This is a genomic window from Shewanella sp. TB7-MNA-CIBAN-0143 (genome assembly GCF_040310065.1).
GTDB lineage: Bacteria > Pseudomonadota > Gammaproteobacteria > Enterobacterales > Shewanellaceae > Shewanella.
Genome location: NZ_JBEOPL010000007.1, coordinates 13,539 through 30,808, shown reverse-complemented (window position 1 = coordinate 30,808; position 17,270 = coordinate 13,539). Strand labels below are relative to the sequence as shown.

Annotated in this window: 14 protein-coding genes; 7 read left to right on the top strand and 7 right to left on the bottom strand. The window is 42.0% G+C overall.

From position 1 onward, the window contains the following. Positions 1–111: 111 nt before the first annotated feature. From AAEY97_RS07440 to AAEY97_RS07430, 3 genes are all read right to left on the bottom strand, one after another. The gene (locus AAEY97_RS07440) at positions 112–744 is read right to left on the bottom strand and encodes a response regulator transcription factor (protein ID WP_192115456.1); all 633 of its coding nucleotides are present in this window, start codon (positions 742–744) and stop codon (positions 112–114) included. Between the two features lie 329 nt (positions 745–1,073). Beyond that, on the bottom strand, positions 1,074–1,955 hold the full coding sequence (rluF, locus tag AAEY97_RS07435) for a 23S rRNA pseudouridine(2604) synthase RluF (RefSeq protein WP_350997737.1): 882 nt from the start codon (positions 1,953–1,955) through the stop codon (positions 1,074–1,076). A gap of 141 nt (positions 1,956–2,096) precedes the next feature. Beyond that, positions 2,097–3,002 (bottom strand): DUF72 domain-containing protein, encoded by a 906-nt coding sequence (locus AAEY97_RS07430; protein ID WP_502959437.1) that lies wholly within the window; start codon positions 3,000–3,002, stop codon positions 2,097–2,099. A 221-nt stretch (positions 3,003–3,223) separates the two neighbouring features. Here AAEY97_RS07430 and AAEY97_RS07425 point away from each other — a divergent pair, with 221 nt between their 5' ends. After that, positions 3,224–6,271, top strand: coding sequence for a transglycosylase domain-containing protein (locus tag AAEY97_RS07425; RefSeq protein WP_350997734.1), 3,048 nt, complete (start codon positions 3,224–3,226; stop codon positions 6,269–6,271). 79 nt (positions 6,272–6,350) lie between these two features. On the opposite strand, the gene AAEY97_RS07420 is transcribed toward AAEY97_RS07425, so the two are convergent. Continuing rightward, entirely contained in the window at positions 6,351–6,791 is a 441-nt protein-coding gene (locus tag AAEY97_RS07420) for a DUF3429 domain-containing protein (RefSeq protein WP_101086135.1), read from the bottom strand. Positions 6,792–7,103: 312 nt separating this feature from the next. Here AAEY97_RS07420 and AAEY97_RS07415 point away from each other — a divergent pair, with 312 nt between their 5' ends. Further along, entirely contained in the window at positions 7,104–7,589 is a 486-nt protein-coding gene (locus AAEY97_RS07415; RefSeq protein WP_157822781.1) for a GNAT family N-acetyltransferase, read from the top strand. A gap of 12 nt (positions 7,590–7,601) precedes the next feature. Here AAEY97_RS07415 and AAEY97_RS07410 read toward each other — a convergent pair whose 3' ends face one another. After that, complete coding sequence (locus AAEY97_RS07410; RefSeq protein ID WP_162022300.1) at positions 7,602–7,799, bottom strand: hypothetical protein; 198 nt, start codon at positions 7,797–7,799, stop codon at positions 7,602–7,604. A 276-nt stretch (positions 7,800–8,075) separates the two neighbouring features. Between AAEY97_RS07410 and AAEY97_RS07405 the strand changes: the two genes are divergently transcribed. The 5 genes from AAEY97_RS07405 (at position 8,076) to AAEY97_RS07385 (ending at position 15,410) form a co-directional block, all read left to right on the top strand. Continuing rightward, positions 8,076–9,341 carry a DEAD/DEAH box helicase gene (locus AAEY97_RS07405; RefSeq protein WP_101086133.1) on the top strand — a complete coding sequence of 422 codons (1,266 nt, stop codon included), beginning with the start codon at positions 8,076–8,078 and terminating at the stop codon, positions 9,339–9,341. A gap of 173 nt (positions 9,342–9,514) precedes the next feature. Then, positions 9,515–11,575 (top strand): PhoX family protein, encoded by a 2,061-nt coding sequence (locus AAEY97_RS07400; RefSeq protein WP_350997729.1) that lies wholly within the window; start codon positions 9,515–9,517, stop codon positions 11,573–11,575. 178 nt (positions 11,576–11,753) lie between these two features. After that, positions 11,754–12,140, top strand: a complete 387-nt coding sequence (gene gloA2, locus AAEY97_RS07395; RefSeq protein ID WP_350997726.1) for an SMU1112c/YaeR family gloxylase I-like metalloprotein — start codon at positions 11,754–11,756, stop codon at positions 12,138–12,140. A 244-nt stretch (positions 12,141–12,384) separates the two neighbouring features. Then, positions 12,385–14,715 (top strand): TonB-dependent receptor, encoded by a 2,331-nt coding sequence (locus tag AAEY97_RS07390; protein ID WP_502959439.1) that lies wholly within the window; start codon positions 12,385–12,387, stop codon positions 14,713–14,715. Positions 14,716–14,729: 14 nt separating this feature from the next. Continuing rightward, positions 14,730–15,410 carry a Fe2+-dependent dioxygenase gene (locus AAEY97_RS07385; protein WP_335690682.1) on the top strand — a complete coding sequence of 227 codons (681 nt, stop codon included), beginning with the start codon at positions 14,730–14,732 and terminating at the stop codon, positions 15,408–15,410. A gap of 232 nt (positions 15,411–15,642) precedes the next feature. On the opposite strand, the gene nrfD is transcribed toward AAEY97_RS07385, so the two are convergent. Together nrfD and AAEY97_RS07375 are read right to left on the bottom strand one after the other, a co-directional pair. After that, positions 15,643–16,584 carry an NrfD/PsrC family molybdoenzyme membrane anchor subunit gene (gene nrfD / locus AAEY97_RS07380; protein ID WP_335690683.1) on the bottom strand — a complete coding sequence of 314 codons (942 nt, stop codon included), beginning with the start codon at positions 16,582–16,584 and terminating at the stop codon, positions 15,643–15,645. Continuing rightward, the gene (locus AAEY97_RS07375) at positions 16,581–17,267 is read right to left on the bottom strand and encodes a 4Fe-4S dicluster domain-containing protein (protein WP_350997720.1); all 687 of its coding nucleotides are present in this window, start codon (positions 17,265–17,267) and stop codon (positions 16,581–16,583) included. Before AAEY97_RS07375 ends, nrfD begins: the two co-directional genes overlap by 4 nt. Between the last annotated feature and the right edge of the window lie 3 nt (positions 17,268–17,270).

The window sequence follows — 17,270 nt, the reverse complement described above, 5'->3', positions numbered from 1 at the left end:
GTTATAGAAAATTCTAACGAGTGAATATTAAGTAACTTAGCTATATATCTCTTAAGGGATACATAGGTGAGTTTATTTTCGGTTTTAGTTGAATTGTTAGGTGTAAATAAGTTAACCGGCAGCGAAAGCAAATAATTGGCCACGGTTTTTAATCTTGGTTTTTTTATAAATATTCTGTACGTGCATTTTGACGGTATTAACAGAGATGTTGAGCTCTTTGGCCATTTCTTCGTTGGTTAATCCATGCAGTATAAGTGATAAGACTTGTTGTTCTTTTTTTGTGGTGACGGCAAGTATTTTGGCGCGATTACCTGATGATGGAATACGCTTTCTTTGGAGGATGTATTTAGAAACGGCTTTAGGGTTAAAGCTAATGTCGCCATCTTGCACTTGTTTAATGCTTTGTATTTGATGAGCGATAGAGTCAGAGACACTAATGGCGCCATGAAATCCAGATGAAATAAGGATAACTTCTAGTTCTACATTCAAAGCAGAACAAAATGCAATGTGCAGGTCGCTTTTAAATAATTCAGCAGATAAGTAACCAATTTCTTGTAATGGATTATCAAGATAATGGACCATAATGGCGCTGCCATTTTCGGCATTTGATGCAGCAGACAATTCTGATAACGCGCAGTTCGCATTGGTTGGAATTAAGTTAAATTCAATCAAACTAGCGAGATTTTGAAATTGTCCATGAAGATGGACAGGGAAATCTACGATTATAAGGTTATTGCTGAACATGTCACATTCCTTGTTTAAAAACCCAGCGTCCGTTTGCTGTTGTTTTATACTTTTTCGATGTTTGTTTGTGCTATTTATTGAAAACTTGCAGCAACACTAGCATGTATCAAATCAATAAAAAATGCATTTTGTGTAATCTATTAGCATGAGTGATTATACAATGTTTACTGTAAACCGATGTTTTATTTACATTTGAGCAATATTGATTGTTTAAATAATGCTCAGAGCAGTATCCTACAACATAAAAAGACTATTGCATACGGTAAAATGATTATTTTTAACCCGTAAGCTTATCCTAAGCGGTGTATCACTTATGCTGTTTTTTTGGATCAACGTTTAGGTTTTCTTGAATGACTTGGTTTACCTTTATTCGCCACCGGCTTTTTAGGTTTCGCGCCTCGACCTTGCATAAAGTGCTCTGGACCTTCAATTTTATCTCGTAAACTTTGAGTCGGCTTTTTCTTGGCTTTTTTGGGCGCGTTTTTGACTTCTGAAGATGAATGTTCAATTAACTTCATTAGCGTGCTGAGTTCTTGCTCATCCAAATCGCGCCATTCTCCTACAGGCAGCCCTTTAAGCGACACATTCATAATTGACTGACGTTCTAGCTTGGTCACTTCAAAGTTGAAATGTTCGCACATTCGACGAATTTGACGATTAAGCCCTTGCACTAGAATTATTTTAAATACGAACGTTGAAACTTGTTCAACTTTACATTTTTTAGTGATGACACCTAACATCGGCACGCCTGCTCGCATACCTTGTAAAAATGCTTCGGTGATCGGCTTATTAACCGTGACCACATATTCTTTGTCGTGATTGTTGCCTGCGCGGAGAATTTTATTGACTAAGTCACCATTGCTGGTGAGAAATATTAACCCTTGTGAATCTTTGTCTAAACGACCAATCGGAAATACGCGTTCGCTGTGGTTTACAAAATCGACAATATTATCGCGTTCGGTATTTTCGGTGGTACTCACAATACCTACTGGTTTATTAAGGGCGATGAAAACAAGATCGGCTTCGTCTCGAGGGGCGATATCGTGACCATTCACTTTGACTTTATCGCCAAATTCGACGCTGTCACCAATTTTGGCGCGTTTACCGTTGATAAAAACATTACCTTGCTCAATGTAGCGGTCTGCTTCACGGCGTGAGCAAATACCACTCTCACTAATGTACTTATTTAGACGGGTTGCAGATTCACTCATGGTGGTTCCTTTATCAACATAAACGCACTGCAAAGGCAGGCTGGATCGGCGCAGATAATATCATAAAATAACCGGACAAAGAGCTGTTTGATAAACGTTTATTATCAGTCGTTGAGGTTTCCTATGTCATATAGGTGAGTATCACAAATCAAAACCCAGTTGCGTTGTGGTGTGCTGTTGTTGAGGTAATAGGTTAATGTCGGCTAATACTGATGCACTGTGTGCCAACTGTTGTTGCAGTAAACTGTACAAATCGACCGCTAATTGCGGTGCATTGTGATTGTCTGGGGTGTGGATAAACAAATAGGGTTGTTTGTTTTGCGCGATCCATAAAGGCAGCTGTTTAAGCCAGTTTTGGAAAAAATGTATATTGGCTTCCGCTTGCGGATGACCAATAAAGCGCACCACAGGATTGTTTGCGGTTGCAATGGCGTGTACTGGCACTTTAGGCTTTTTTTGGTGGGCATCTATCACTGCGGCTGTGGTTGGCGCGGCCGCAAAAACAGGCCTCGTATCCATAATGATACGATTGCAGTTATTGTCGATGAGTAAGCGGTTTAATGCTTGCTCTGCTTCACCTTTAGCAAAAAAGGCGCTATTACGTACTTCGACGCCATAGGTTAGGCCTTGTGGTACTTGAGTTAAAAATTGCGCTAACTGTGGCAACGATTGTGGCCCAAAACTGGCCGGAAGTTGAATTTTCCACACCCCGGTTCGGTTAATTAGCGGTTCCATTACGCTAAAGAATTGTTGTAGGGCCGGCCCTGCATGTTGTAGCTGTAATTCATGAGTGATGTGCTTGGGCAGTTTAAAGGTAAATTTAAAATCGTCATGGGTTGCGGCGTACCAATTTTGTACATTCTGTAACGACGGCGTGGCATAGAAAGTAGTGTTACCTTCAACGGTATTAAATATTTCGGCATAGCGCGCGAGGCGATGTGCTTGGCTATTGCCGTAGACGGTTTGTTGCCATTGGTTTTGTGACCACATGGCTAAACCTAATCTTAATGGCGGATAAATAGTCGCTGTTGAAGTGCTATTGTCCAAAACAATCCTTAGACTTGGGTAAGTGTTTTATATAAAAATATCGATATTGTGCTAATAAGGTCTTTAATGGGCTAAAAAACAACATTTAGTTATTTTTGTCTATATCTAATGGCTTTACCCATCTGATAAAATTATCACAATTAGTTACGCGATGTATTGAACATCTCAACCAAAAGTTAAATGGTGCGTTATTGTGATTTTATGCGTTAGATGGAGAGTTTGTGTCTAGTCCACATACAGACAGTCAGTTTGATAATTATCGACCTAATACATCTTCCGCCAAACCGGCTCCGGTTCGTCGCAGTAAAGCGGGTTGGTTATTCATCGTATTATTGTTAGCAACAGCCTATCTGATCGAGTTTGAGGTGCGGACATCGTATTATCAATCTTATTTTTTGCATCAATATGCGACTAAATTAACCTATAAAGTACGTGATTATCGCAGCGATGCAGTGATTTATCCTAAGTATGGTCCTTTTGATGATCGCCATGGTTATAGCCAATTACCGCAGAAAATAGCGCGTTTAATTGAGCGTAATTATCAAATCACTCAGCAAGTGGCATTTTCACCAATGTTGATGGATTATACCAATATTGGTTTTTTCCCGCCGTATCATGAAAAAGCCCAATCAGGCTTAATGATAAAAGATTGCCGTGACATGACGGTATTCGATTTCTCCTATCCTAAACGAGTGTATCAAGACCAAGATAAAATCCCTGACCAAATCATTAATACCTTATTGTTTATCGAAAACCGTGAAATGTTGAGTCCAGAAGCTAAATACAATCCTGTGGTTGACTGGCCTCGATTTGTGTTGGCTGCCGCCAGCCAGGTAGCGGGTATTTTTGGGGCTGATATGTCTAAAGCAGGTGGCAGTACCTTGGCCACCCAAATTGAAAAATTTAGGCATTCTAACCACGGCTTAACCTTGAGTATTAAGGATAAGTTATTACAAATTGGTTCGGCAATTGTGCGAGTGTATCAGCAGGGTGAAAGCACCATTGGCGCTCGCCAACGTATCGTACAAGATTATCTCAACACAGTGCCATTATCATCGGCGCCTGGTTTTGGTGAAGTTCATGGTATTGGTGATGGCTTATGGGCCTGGTTTAAAACAGATTTTAATCAAGCTAACCAAATACTATTGAGCCGTCATACTCAGCAAAATGCTGCTGAGCGTGGCAAGGTGTTTCGTCAAATCGTGGCCTTAATGATTGCTCAGCGTCGGCCATCGTATTACTTACGCCAAGGTCATGAGGATTTAGAATCGTTAGTAGACAGCTATTTACGTTTACTGGGCGGTGATGGTCTGATTGAAACGCAATTGATGGTGTCGGCACTTGAGCAAACATTACAATTTAATTCTAGTAAGTTAGCGGCGACTAACCTCGCTAACAATAAAGGGGTTAATGCGGTACGTATTCGCACTGCGGGTATGTTGGGATTAAGTTTATTTGATCTCGATCGCTACGATTTATCGATTAACAGTACCTTTCATGGTGACTTGCAACAACAAGTTAGTGATTACTTACGTAGTTTAGCTCAGCCCAGTTCGGCTGAACGTATCGGACTACTGGGTGAGCGTTTACTGTCTGTGCAGCAGTTAGATAAAGTGTTGTACAGCTTTACCTTATATGAAAGCACCGACAGCGCCAATCGGGTACGGATTCAAACCGACAGTATTGATCAGCCGTTTGATATTAACGAAGGCAGTAAGTTGGAGCTTGGTTCAACGGCTAAGTTACGTGTATTAGCGACATATTTAGACATTATTGCCGAATTACAACAGCGTTTTTCGGCAATGACGGTGGCTGATTTACGCCAAGTGGATGTGGAACGTAAAGACCATATTACACGCTGGGTAGTTGATTATTTAATTACTACCCGAGACCGTAATTTAACCCGAATGTTAGATGCAGCACTGCAGCGCGAATATTCGGCTTCACCAGAAGAACGTTTCTTCACCGGTGGTGGTTTGCATGTATTTAACAATTTTAATAAAAAAGAAAACAGCCGCGTACCAACATTATATCAAGCATTGCAAGAGTCAATAAACTTGCCTTTTGTGCGCTTAATGCAAGACATTGTTAATTACAGTAGTAGTTATAACAGTGAAGGCAGTGTGTCGCAGTTATTGCGTAACGACAAAGATCCGCGCCGTGAAGAATACCTAAAAGCATTTGCTAAGCGTGAGGGCAGTTCGTTTGTAAAACGTTTTTATCGCAAGTATCGTCAGCTTGCACCAGAGCAACGTCTTGAGGTGTTATTTGATGGTATTCAACAACAAGAGCACAAGTTAACGGCGGTTTATCGTTATTTAAAACCTTACGATGGTGCCCGTGAGTTAAAGATTTTTCTTGCAGGGCGTTTACCAGCAAAAACCTTTACTGATAAACAAATTAATGTGCTGTACAACAAGTATGGCGAAGAAAAGTTCAATTTGGCTGATCAAGGCTATATTGCGCGGGTGCACCCGTTAGAGCTGTGGGTATTACGTTATTTAAATGACTATCCAGAAACGGGTCTTACTCAAGTATTAGAGGATGCGCAGCCGCAGCTACAAGAAGTATATCGCTGGCTGTTTAGAACGCGTCATCAAAATGCACGTGATGTGCGTATTCAAGTGATGTTAGAAGTTGAAGCTTTTTTAAGTATTCATCAGCGATGGGTGAGAATGGGTTATCCGTTTGAATACATGGTGCCTTCATTAGGCTCAGCTTTAGGCAGCTCGGGCGACAGACCTGCAGCATTGGCTGAGTTAATGGGTATTATTCAAAATGATGGCTATCGTTACCCTACAGTGAGAATTGATGAGCTGCAGTTTGCCAAGGACACACCATATGAGGTGACATTGGCTAATAATAAGCAAACAGTAACGCGGGTGATGCATCAAGAAGTTGCGCGAGCGTTGAAAAAAGCACTGGCAAATGTGGTCGAAAATGGCACTGCGAGAAGACTCAAAGGCAGCTTGGTGGATAGCAATGGCCAGGCTGTTGTTATGGGTGGTAAAACGGGTACTGGTGATAACCGTATTGCGACTGAAATTCGTAATGGCCGTAAAGTGTCTTCAACCGCTATAAACCGTACTGCAACGTTTGTGTTCTATTTAGGCGATCGTCACTTTGGTACCTTAACGGCGTTTGTGCCAGGGGAGAAGGCCGACGACTTTAGCTTTACTTCAGCACTGCCATTACAAGTACTTAAAGGCATGATGCCGATTTTATCACCGATGATAAACCAGCAAGAACAGTGTCAAACTGGTTTATAAATGATGAATCCAGCTTGCTGCGATCAACAAAAAAGCCCATGCTGTAAAGTATGGGCTTTTTGTTCGAATTAACATGTTGTTAAACGCTAAAAAGACTGAGCATAACAATAATGTGGCATACTACAGCAGCACTGGTTAATATTGTGCGTAATGTGAGGTAGCTGGTGGTGGTTGATAATTGTTTGGCTTTAAATTCAATATACAATAGATACAGATAACCACTGGCGAGTAGGATAAGCGCGGATAATGCAAATGGTGTTAACAGTGCAATCCAACAAGCGAGAGCGATGATATTACTAATGATAAGTAACTTAGCGATGTTGTCATCTAAGGTTAATATAACCGCTTTGCCCCACAGAGTACCGGCAACAAAACTTAAAATCACTGCGCTATAGCTAACAAACCCTAGCATAGTATGTTCGGGTGCTAATAGGCTATGATTGAAGGCTAATACACTGAGAATAATAAAAGGTAAAAGGCCAGCAAAGCCCAACCATTGCCATGTTTTAATGCTTTTCATCCTGTAGTCCTTTAATGCATGTTGATACGGTTATTCATCGTCAAGCGTGTCGATGAATGAGAGTATATAACCTCAATTATGGATAATAAACGGTCATCAAACAGGCATTTCCGCTATCAGTGTTGAATCGACTTACAATAGGCGAGCTATTGATACGTCCAATATGCCTTGTTAGCAAAACACATGGCAAGTTTGATATTGCAGACTTGAATTAAACCCGTTTTTAACGATTTATCCCATCTCTTTTTAGAGCTGAGGTTATCTATAATATAAATGATCTTGGTGACACAACATAGAAAAGGCGAACCCGAAATGAATATTTCTCTTCATCCCATTACTGAAGCAGATTTAGATATATTGTTTGAATTTGAAAACGACCCTATTGCTAATAAAATGGCAGATTTTGTGCCGCGTAAACGTAAGGCTTTTAACCTGCATTGGCAGCAAAAAGTATTGGCTAATGAAAAGGCGATAGCGCAAGGGATTTGGATCGATGATGTTTTAGTGGGTAATGTTTTATCGTGGATTAATACCGACGCAGCAGCAAAGTCCGACCCACAAATGCGTTTAGTTGGGTATTGGATTGGACGTGAACATTGGGGCAAGGGCATTGCCACAAAAGCAGTGGAAATGTTTTTAAAGCAATTTATTTCGAGCCCAGTTTTTGCTTATATCGAGAAACAGAATCAAGGCTCAGTGGCAGTGGCGTATGCCAATGGCTTTTTCGACGTTACAGCGCAGTATCCGCAATTAATCAGTAAAGACAATTTACGTTTATTCAGACGTGGTAACGTTTAATATTCTCGTGGATTAATGATTGCCGCCGCCACATCCACCGCAACAACTGCCACCATTAGCTTGTTTTTTGGTAGTATTTTCAGCCTGAGATACTTTTTCTGTTGCAGAGTTCGAGTCTGTTACAGCAGTGTCCTGGGCTGTAGGTGCCACATTGCTAACTGGTTCAGCTTGCTTGGCAGGCTTGAAAATACCGCTAATTGAAAAACTCATGGTGATACCTCGTTATGGGAGCTGATTGTGTAATGTTGTGATGAAATCTAGTGGCTAAATTTAAACATGTTTTTTATTTGCATGTTTAAATTGTATAAGGCTTACTTTTTTAGTCAAGTGATATCTGCCGCAAAAAGCTCGACCTGCTTAAGATGTGTTGAGTATCACATTTAACTGCCGTGTTAATTAACGATAATCCAAGCAAACACTGCCTAGAGCCTTTGTTTTCATCTGAATGAGCGTGATAAACTGCCCATCCACATGTTTGGAGTTTTTATGTCTTTTGCAGATTTATCGTTACATCCCATATTGATTAATCGTCTAGCTGAATTGAAATATCAGCAACCTACGCCGATCCAACTACAGGCTATTCCGGTTATTTTAAGCGGTAAAGACGTGATGGCGGGGGCGCAAACGGGCACCGGGAAAACGGCTGCTTTTGCATTACCGTTACTGCATCAACTATTGACTCATAAAGATGCTTTAGTCGCTCAGCCAGATACTCAATATATTCATTTAACCCCTATTACCGCGCTTGTATTAGTCCCAACTCGAGAGTTAGCCCAGCAAGTGCACAGTAGTATTGAGCAATATGCTTATGGCAGTTCAGTCACTAGCGTGATGGTTTATGGTGGGGTTAGCATTGGTGAACAAATCCGCCTGTTAGCCAATGGCACTAATATTTTGGTGGCGACTCCAGGGCGGTTATTAGACTTGCTGCGTAAGCGTGCGTTGTCATTGTCGCAATTAACCCATTTGGTATTTGATGAAGCCGATCGCATGCTGGACATGGGCTTTAAAGATGAAATTGTCGAGGTGCTTAAGCGTTTACCAAGTACACGACAAACATTACTATTTTCAGCCACCTTAGATGACCGTATGCTCAGTTTTAGCCGACGCTTATTACGCTCACCACAAGTGATTGAAGTGGCTCAGCGAAATACCACCGCCAGCAGTATTGTTGAGCGAGTGTTTAATGTCGACGCTAACCGAAAATGCGCCATGCTGTGTCATTTAATCAGCCAAGAAGGTTGGCAGCAAAGCTTAATATTTAGCCGCACCAAACAAGGTGCTGATGCACTGGTAAAGCAAATGAATCAAGCTGGTGTAGCGGCTGAAGCATTTCATGCTGACCTAACTCAAGCAGCACGTGAACAAGTATTAGCAGCATTTAAAGCCGGTGATGTGGCCGCGTTAGTCGCCACCGATGTGGCTGCTAGAGGGTTAGATATTAACGAGTTGAATTATGTCGTTAATATGGAGTTACCGTTTCAAGTTGAAGACTACGTCCACCGAATAGGCCGCACAGGCAGAGCAGGTAAAGCAGGGCAAGCTATTACATTATTAAGCATCGATGACGAGCCATTATTAACTAAACTAGAAGCCTTTTTAGACCGACGTTTACCACAGCAATGGCTGGCAGGTTTTGAGCCAGACCTTGATTTAATTGCTCCAGTTACCCGTAAAACAACCAAATCTGCATTAAAACAACAAGCACGTAAAAAGGCATTAGCGGCATCTTCACGCGGTAAAAAACGCTAACATGAGTTTTATATTGATTCCATCACACATGACAGTGTGGTGAGTGTCTTTTTACTGCCACATTAATGTCATCTAGTTTGAACCGAGTTGTCACATTAGACGCTTATCTTAACTGACAAATAATTATACCTATATTTGATCCGTTATTTTCAGAGCATATCTAAGGACAATTTATGAGCAAGGCGACATTTGATCCAACTCGTTTTAACAACAGTAAAAATACCCCCTTCAATGAAGTGATGGATAATCATCTATCACGTCGTAATTTTGTTAAGCGTGGTTTAGGCCTTAGTGCTATGACGGCGTTTGGTGGCTTCGGATTAAGTGCTTGTGGCTCTGACAATGACACCGTTGCAGAAACGCCAACAACGCCGACCACGCCAACAGCACCAACAAAAAGTTCTGCCGTATTAGGTTTTGAGTCTATTGCCGGTTCTAAAACCGATGCAGTTGCGGTAGCTGCTGGTTATTCAGCTTATGTGTTAGCACCTTGGGGAACACCCTTAAATTCGAAAGCTGCAGCGTGGAAAGCCGATGGCAGTAATACTGCTATCGATCAGGAAAACTCAGTAGGTATGCATCATGATGGTATGCATTTCTTCCCGTTGAATGATTCGGCAGATGACGGTTTATTGTGTATTAACCACGAATACATTGACCAGGATGCTTTACATCCAACAGGCCCAACGTTTGATGCTGATGGTAAGCGCACATTAATTGATGAAATCCGCAAAGAAATCAACGCCCATGGTATTTCAGTTGTACGTATTAAATTAGTTTCTGGACGATGGCAAGTGGTCGAAAACGACAGCCATAACCGTCGTTTTACTGGTGCAACCGTGATGGATATTGCTGGCCCACTAGCGTACAGCTCATACCTTGAAACGCGTTATTCGCCCGATGGCAGCCAAGCGCGCGGTACCTTAAATAACTGTGGTAATGGTTATACGCCTTGGGGCACTTATTTAACATGTGAAGAAAACTGGCCTGGTTACTTTGTTAATAAAGGCACCTTAACGCAAGAGCAAACCCGCATTGGTATTTCGACTTCTGACACTCGTTATGGCTGGAGCCATTTAGCCGGTGATGACGATGAACGTTTAGACGAATTTGCTCGTTTTGATGTGACGCCAACGGGCTCAAGTGCGACTAACGATTACCGTAACGAAGCCAATGGCCACGGTTATATTGTTGAAATTGATCCATACAATCCTAACTCGCGCGCCATTAAGCGTACTGCATTAGGTCGCTTCCGCCACGAGGGCTGTGCCTTTGGTAAACTTGAAGAAGGCAAACCAATCACATTCTATTCAGGCCATGATTCTCGTTTTGAATATCTGTATAAGTTTGTTTCTGACGCAGCGTGGGATCCAGCAGATGCTAACAGCACTAACCGCTTAACAGTAGGCGATAAGTACATGAATGCCGGAACCTTATACGCGGCTAAGTTTACCGAAGATGGTGTCGGTGAATGGTTACCGCTGACGTTAGATGGGGTGACTGCCGACGGAAGCACGCTTGCGAGTAGCTTTGACTCACAAGCCGCGATTATATTAAATACCGCTGGCGCCGCTGACTTAGTGGGAGCTACACCAATGGATCGTCCAGAATGGATAACTGTCGATCCATTTACAGGAACGGTATACCTAACGTTAACCAACAACAGTAAGCGTACCGACGGCACCAACCCTGCAAACCCACGTTTAAATAACAACTTTGGTCATATTATCCGTTGGGATGAAGGTGATGCAGCAACGGAATTTAGCTGGGATATCTTTATATTCGGTTCACCTGCAGATGGTGATGCTGAGACTAACTTATCTGGCTTAACTGACTTAAACCAGTTTGCTAGTCCAGACGGTTTGGCGTTCGATCAACGTGGTATTTTGTGGGTGCAAACCGACAATTGTGCCTCTGAAGTTACCGAAGAAACCAACGATCAAATGTTAGCGATTGTGCCATCAACGATGGTAGATGCAGACGGTAACCAACAAGTGGTAACGGCTGAAAACCAAACTCAGCTTAAGCGTTTCTTTGTTGGCCCTAACGGCTGTGAAGTGACTGGTTTTGCCATGTCGCCAGATTACACCGCAATGTTTGCCAATATTCAGCATCCTGGCAACTGGCCATACTCTGATAGAGCAGATGAAGAAACGCCTGCAGGCACAACGGTTCGTCCACGTGCGGCCACAGTGATGTTTATTAAAGATGACGGCGGTGAAATCGGCGTTTAATGTAAACCACTGTCTCTGGAGGTCACTAACCTTGCTTTAGTCTTGTTTATGACTTTAAAAGCGTATATTAACCCTGGTAGACTTGTTCTATCAGGGTTTTATTTTTCTGTGTTCAAAATCTAATGATCAGTTCTAATTATCAGCTTTAATTATTAATAGTCTATTTACAAGGACAGCCATGCTAAATGGAATTCATCACGTCGCGATTATCTGTGCCGATTACCCACGTTCAAAAGCATTTTATACGCACGTTTTAGGGTTAAAAGTTATTGCTGAGCATTACCGCAAAGCACGGGATTCTTACAAGCTTGATTTAGCTTTGCCCGATGGTAGCCAAATTGAGTTATTTTCATTTAATGGTGCGCCGCCAAGACCCAGTTATCCCGAAGCCCAGGGCTTACGTCATTTAGCGTTTAAAGTTGATGCTCTCGATGTGGTAGTGGCCCATTTGCAGCAGAACAACATCTCAGTCGAACCCGTTCGTATTGACGAATATACCGGTAAACAATATACCTTTTTTAGCGATCCAGACGGTTTACCGTTAGAGCTTTATCAAGTCAGTTAACTTATGTCGATAAAACCGCTGTATCCGAGCGGTATTCAAGCTGTTATTAATGAAGCTTTTTATCAATAAACGCAGTTATCAATAACGGCTACCTATCTGCTTATTTTGTCCTTTTGTTAGTTTAATTTCATATTCAATGAATCTTTACACAAATGATAATGATTTGTATTTGCGATCTTTGTTTCATTTATGTAAAGTGCATCACATAAATGAAATTTAGTTAACGCTTATTAATAACAGGATGATGTTAAGCATGAAGTCGAGTAATTACAGTAAGTTATCGTTAGGTGCTCAAGCCGTTGCTGCAGCATTAGTATTCAGTAGCCCAGCGCTATATGCTGCAGACACCAAAAATGAAACTTGCGATAAGGATATATTGGCGAAATGTAAACCCGCGCAAACGGACGAATCAATAGAGCGAATTCGTGTTCATGGTGTGCAAAACTCGGTTTACATGTTTAATAACTCAGCCGACAAACGCCGAATGGCTGCACTTGTCGATACGCCTCAAGTGATTACCGTGTTAACTCAAGACCAAATTCAAGAGTCAGGAAATACGGACTTAAAAGACATTTTGTCAGCTCAAGCGGGTGTCACCCTTGGTACGGGTGAAAACGGTAATGCATTCGGTGATCGTTATATTATCCGTGGTCACGAAGCACGTAGCGACGTGTTTGTAGATGGACTTCGCGACCCTGGCATGACCACTCGTGAAAGTTTTGCCACCGAGCGAGTTGAAATTACCAAAGGTCCAAGTTCAACATTTGCTGGCCGTGGTTCATCAGGTGGTGCCATTAACAGTGTGACTAAAAAAGCCTCAGTAGCTTACGATTTTGGCCGTGTCGATCTGGGTATTGGTACTGACGATCACACTCGTCTAACGGTGGACTATAACTTACCGATATCAGACAAAGTGGCAGTACGCCTTAATGGCTTAGCGGCTGAAGAAGACAAGCCGGGCCGCGAAGGCATTACGAGTGAACGCCAAGGTGTTCAGTTATCGGGTGTGTATGAAGCCACCGATGCATTGTCATTTACCGCCGATGGTTACTACCTAGACGCGAAAGATGTGCCAGATTTAGGCAGTTATTTTGATCGAGATACTCGTAAGCCGCTAGAAGATATTCCTGTTTATGCTCAAGATGGTGACTTTCTAAATTCTAAGGTCACCACGTTTACCTTACGTACCGAATATGAGTTAAATGACAGCATTACGTTGTACAACGCCACACGCGTTGGACATACCGAAAATGGCTATATTACAACAGGTATGGGCGGCACAACGCGGGCCGATACCGACCCAACAGCGCCTGGTGCCAGCACCTTAACGCTTAGTACTCACCAAGGTAACCAAGATGTTGATTATGTCAGCACTCAATTCAACTTATTTTGGAACACTCAAGCACTGGGTTTTAATCACAAGTTAGTATTTGGCCTTGAATACACCGATGAAAATGTTGATAACGGCGTATATAGCATCACCAACAACAATGATGGAAATTGTTTGACCAATGGTCGCGGTGGCGTATCAGAGTCTTATTGTATTATTGATGGTGACGGCAATACTGTCGATAATATCGGCCAATTAATCAATCGCAGCTATGTTGATGGTGGATCAGATGCGATATACGACATCGAAACCGTGTCGGCATACATGATGGATACGGTAGAATTAACCGATCAGTTAGCATTATTTTTTGGTTTTAGACAAGACAGCTTTGATTACAGTAACAACACCACAGGTCGTGATGGCGAAGTGGATTATGCCTATTCCGATACCATGTATAACGGCAATATTGGCTTAGTTTACGACTTATCTGAAGATGCCAATATCTACGCCAATTACAGTACTGCTACCAACATCAACGGCGGTGAGTCTGACTTAGGTGCTAACTGTGGTTACGGTGGTATTTGTGGTACACAAGAGCAAGCTGCTGAAGCCGATGCCGAAATCGTTGAAAACCTAGAGCTTGGCACCAAGTGGATGTTGTTTGACGACAAAATGATGTTTTCAGCATCAATCTTCCAAATCACTAAAAGTGATGTAATGGAAAGTGTTGGCGACAGCTACTCAACTTTGGGGACACTTAATACCGGTAAAAACCGCGTTAAAGGTATCGAGTTTGGTATGGTCGGCAATATTACTGACAAACTCAGCATACAATTCTCGGCTGCCAAAATGGATTCTGAAATTTTAGAATCTTACAATCCAGCTAATATTGGTTTAGTACTGAGTAACTTTGCTGATGAAAGCGCTTATTTGCAACTGCGTTATGAGCTAACAGAGTCATTCGTATTTGGTGGTAGTTACACTTATCAAAGTGAAATGTATGGTGGACAACCAGATACTGCAGCAGGTTATGATAGCGACAATAGCCGTTACAGCATTGTGGTGCCTAACTATCAAGTAGTTGATTTATTTGCCAGTTACAATGCCACCGAAGATTTAACTTTCCGTGTCAACGTAGGTAACATATTGAACGAAGAATACTGGACGGCAGCTTATCGTTCTGGCTCATTTATGTACTTAGGTGACGCCCGTAATGCTAAATTGTCGATGACATATGAGTTTTAATTAAAGGTATTTGCATGATTGTTATTGAACAAATTCTCTCGAAACAGGATGTCGGTGCTTATCGTCAGCAACTGGCTGAATGTCCGTGGGGCGACGGTCGTAAAACCGCAATGGGGATGGCGGCGTCGGTTAAAAATAACAATCAAGCAGATGCGCAACACGCTAATGTGCGCCAACTGGCTAATCAACTACTGGCGCGTATTGGCGAAACGCCTAAAATTGTATCAGCAGCGTTACCGCATAAAATATTTCCGCCGTGCTTTAATCGTTATAGCGAAACTGAAGAGTATGGTTACCATGTCGATGCAGCCATCATGCGGATCCCCAATACCTCTGAAGTGATCCGCAGTGATGTATCCATGACGGTATTTTTGAGTGAACCCGAAGAGTATGACGGTGGTGAGTTAGTTATTGCCACTGAATTTGGCCAGCAGCAAATTAAATTACCTGCAGGATACGCCGTAGTATACCCGTCGAGTAGTTTGCATAAAGTGACCGCGGTAACCCGAGGGCAACGCGTAGCAGCTATTACCTGGATGCAAAGTATGGTTGCCGATGTGACTTTACGCCAAACCTTGTATCAGCTCGATCAAAGCATTCAAAACTTGATCAAAACCAATAACACAGATCGCGCCGAGTTAGATAACCTGCATAATGTGTATCATAATTTGATCAGGCAGTTTACCCAGCTGTAATAGCTCTAATGGGCTTTGAATGACGAGGTAATAATGGCTGGTTTTGAATTGTTAGCTTGTCTTAATGCCAATTAAAATCAATTGGTAAAAATAGTTAAGCGAGGGTGACTCAAAAAATGGTGATTCAAAAAAATGAGACTCAATAAAGGGGCGAGGTTACAAACAGCGGTATCTTCTGTCGAATAGACGGTGACAGTACGGTTGCTAACGCGTGCTATCACCGTTAATTTTATTAACTTACCACCATTTGACCGGTATAAAGTATAAAGTTACGTAATAATATGACGCCCAATAAACTTAGACATGCTGTTCCGGCAACATAGGAAAACTTGCGTTTTGAAGTGGCGGTCATAAATAAGTTCATCGCTAATGGGGCCGACAATCCTAGTCCCATAATGCCGAACCAGAATATAAATCCCCAAAAGCCTACTCCGATAGCATTGAATGCCGCAACCTTGCTTTGGCCACCACTGAAGACCAATCCTAGGAAGAAGGTGAACATAAGGAGTATCTCGCCTAAAATCAATGGGATCTCTATTTTATGAATAAAACGTACTTCAGCACCATTGGGATTGCCTTTGAGTAACACACCACCTAATAGTGATGCAGCGGCACCTGAAGACAAGCCAGAAGCTAAAAATAGTAAGGGTAATACTCCTGTATTCCACATCGGGAAGTGAGGTTGAGCCGATAATAAAAATCCGGTATAGGCACCTAGCGACACTGAGAAAATTACTAGTAAACCGGTTATACCTGCTTCATATCGCGCTAGCAGTCTGGTTAACGTACAGACGATTGGTAAATGTTTTTCACAAAATTTATCAATGGGTTGTCTGAATGTTACTGCAATCCAAGCATACATAAATACTTGATATAGCATTAAGATAATCACACCCATCGACATCACCGACGTAGGATTGTAAAACACTAGAATCTTCCAAAAGTCCCAAGGTTTTGTTAAATCTAATACCAACACTCCTAAGCCAGCTAAAACGGAAATTGCCGCAATAATACAAGCAGCGATAATAAATCCAGACTGATATGCTTTCTCTTTTAAGCAAAAATGTTTCAATAAAACAGCGAAGAACATGGCGCCTGCGGATGCCCCGGCTAAAAATAGGTATATTGCAATGGGCCAGTGCCAAACCAATGTATCAAAATGAAAAGCACTCATAATATAATCTCCCCTTGTTTCGCTTTGATACGAAATATTTTAGGTCGGGTACCTAAATCTTGCTTAAAGCGCTCAGTCGGATTCGCCTTTAATCGCGCAACCAGTTCAGACTCGGGATCTTTAAGATTGCCAAACACTAATGCTTTTGTCGGACATATTTCTACACAGGCAGGTTGTTTACCCTGTTTGAGATTAGTTTCACGGCAGAAGTCACATTTGTCGGCAGCTTTAGTAACAGGATTAATAAAACGCACTTCATAAGGGCAGGCTGCAATACAGTATTGGCAACCGACACATTTATCTGCATTTACTGCAACAATACCGGTTTCTTTATTAATAAAGGCGGCCCCGGTTGGACAAACAGAAACGCAAGGTGCGTTCTCGCAATGTTCACAAGAATGTCGAGAAAAATGATAAAACTGATTAGGGTATTCTCCAAACGGCCCAGTTCTTTCAATGCTTAGTCGTGTGACACCTTCAGGTACATGATTCACTTCTCGACATGCTTCAACACAGGCATTACAGCCAATGCATTTAGTTTCATCATGTAACAAAGCGTACTTTATGTTGTTTATAGCGGGTTCCATTTCGGCATTGGCATTATTACCACTGAGTGGATATACCGACACGCCTGCAACCAATGCGCAGGTGCTTTTAAGGAAATGCCTTCTTGAGTTTTCCATGAT

Bases quoted from the DNA above. Each gene is read 5' to 3' on its own strand.
- AAEY97_RS07375 (WP_350997720.1), bottom strand. From the start codon at position 17,267: ATGGAAAACTCAAGAAGGCATTTCCTTAAAAGCACCTGCGCATTGGTT.
- AAEY97_RS07440 (WP_192115456.1), bottom strand. From the start codon at position 744: ATGTTCAGCAATAACCTTATAATCGTAGATTTCCCTGTCCATCTTCAT.
- nrfD (WP_335690683.1), bottom strand. From the start codon at position 16,584: ATGAGTGCTTTTCATTTTGATACATTGGTTTGGCACTGGCCCATTGCA.
- AAEY97_RS07410 (WP_162022300.1), bottom strand. From the start codon at position 7,799: ATGAGTTTTTCAATTAGCGGTATTTTCAAGCCTGCCAAGCAAGCTGAA.
- AAEY97_RS07400 (WP_350997729.1), top strand. From the start codon at position 9,515: ATGAGCAAGGCGACATTTGATCCAACTCGTTTTAACAACAGTAAAAAT.
- rluF (WP_350997737.1), bottom strand. From the start codon at position 1,955: ATGAGTGAATCTGCAACCCGTCTAAATAAGTACATTAGTGAGAGTGGT.
- AAEY97_RS07390 (WP_502959439.1), top strand. From the start codon at position 12,385: ATGTTAAGCATGAAGTCGAGTAATTACAGTAAGTTATCGTTAGGTGCT.
- AAEY97_RS07385 (WP_335690682.1), top strand. From the start codon at position 14,730: ATGATTGTTATTGAACAAATTCTCTCGAAACAGGATGTCGGTGCTTAT.
- AAEY97_RS07415 (WP_157822781.1), top strand. From the start codon at position 7,104: ATGAATATTTCTCTTCATCCCATTACTGAAGCAGATTTAGATATATTG.
- AAEY97_RS07405 (WP_101086133.1), top strand. From the start codon at position 8,076: ATGTCTTTTGCAGATTTATCGTTACATCCCATATTGATTAATCGTCTA.
- gloA2 (WP_350997726.1), top strand. From the start codon at position 11,754: ATGCTAAATGGAATTCATCACGTCGCGATTATCTGTGCCGATTACCCA.
- AAEY97_RS07420 (WP_101086135.1), bottom strand. From the start codon at position 6,791: ATGAAAAGCATTAAAACATGGCAATGGTTGGGCTTTGCTGGCCTTTTA.